The organism is Ruegeria alba (assembly GCF_022321465.1).
In the GTDB taxonomy this organism is placed as follows: domain Bacteria; phylum Pseudomonadota; class Alphaproteobacteria; order Rhodobacterales; family Rhodobacteraceae; genus Ruegeria_B; species Ruegeria_B alba.
On record NZ_JAKOEM010000072.1, the window covers coordinates 1 to 1,021 of the forward strand.

Sequence of the window (1,021 nt, forward strand, 5' to 3'; positions counted from 1 at the left end):
AGTTTCGAAGGCCGGATCGTCGGCGGTGACGTCCGACTGCAATCCGGCGCCCGCGTGTCCGGAGAAATCACCTACGCCAAGCTCGTCATCGAGGCCGGGGCCGAAGTGAATGCGGCCTGTTCCCGGGCATCGCAGGCCAGCGCCTGACCTCCAATTTCGGTCAGGTCAGCGGGTCGGCCGTGGTGTAGTGCAGGACGACCGGGATCACGGCCGCCTTCAGGCTCGCTGCGCCCTCTACGGCCAGATCGACCGGTCGCGGCGCTTCCGCCTCGACCCAGTCACATAGCCCGCCCAACGTGCGGTCGGCGGCGAGCGCCGCGCCGATGCTGGCGGTCAGCGTGTCGAAGGAACTGTCACGGTCGGTGCCCTGAACCACAGCCTCGATCTCGGCGCGGTGCTGATAGTGGTAGGCCAGCGGCGACAGAGTCACATCGGGCGCGCCCGGCTCGCCATCGCGCAGGATCAGCAGGCCTGCGGCCGGCACGCGCTCGGGAAGCACCTCGCCGCGCAGCGCGGTGGCGGGCAGCACTGAGATCCGCGCGTGCAGCGCGGTGAGGATGGTTTCGCGGGAGGTGGGCATGATTGTTCGCTAACCAGCAGAAACACAAAATGTCGGGGTGGAGGCTGAAGCGGACCTATGGGAACTCAGCCTCAATCGTGCGCGAGGCCAAAATGCTTGCATGGTTCTCGACTTTGGACTTAGCGTGGCTGAGACACGCCGCAGATCACGTCACATCGCATCGTTGTCTTGGAGGATTTCTCTCGTGCCGAAGCGATGGGTTGTTCTGTTTGTGCTGTTTTTCGCCCGAACGGTCATGGCCATCCAGTTTCAGTCCGTGGCAGCACTGTCTCCGTTCATCATGGACAGCCTCGCGATAACGCTGACGGAGATAGGGATCCTGATCGGCCTCTTCTCGGGACCCGGTATCATTGTCGCGGTTGCGGGCGGTGCGGTTGCAAGCTGGTTTGGCGACAAGCGGACCGTCATCGCAAGTCTGGTGCTCATGGTCGTCGGCGCAGC

The 1,021-nt window shown here is 64.2% G+C and carries 2 protein-coding genes and 1 pseudogene; 2 read left to right on the forward strand and 1 reads right to left on the reverse strand.

The features are described from left to right. Positions 1-15 precede the first annotated feature (15 nt). The gene (locus tag MB818_RS22120; protein WP_369426354.1) at positions 16-147 is read left to right on the forward strand and encodes a bactofilin family protein; all 132 of its coding nucleotides are present in this window, start codon (positions 16-18) and stop codon (positions 145-147) included. Positions 148-160: 13 nt separating this feature from the next. Here MB818_RS22120 and MB818_RS21910 read toward each other — a convergent pair whose 3' ends face one another. Next, positions 161-580, reverse strand: coding sequence for an acyl-CoA transferase (locus MB818_RS21910; protein WP_164128625.1), 420 nt, complete (start codon positions 578-580; stop codon positions 161-163). A 184-nt stretch (positions 581-764) separates the two neighbouring features. Here MB818_RS21910 and MB818_RS21915 point away from each other — a divergent pair. After that, positions 765-1,021: pseudogene (locus MB818_RS21915) on the forward strand (hypothetical protein); the annotation flags it as partial.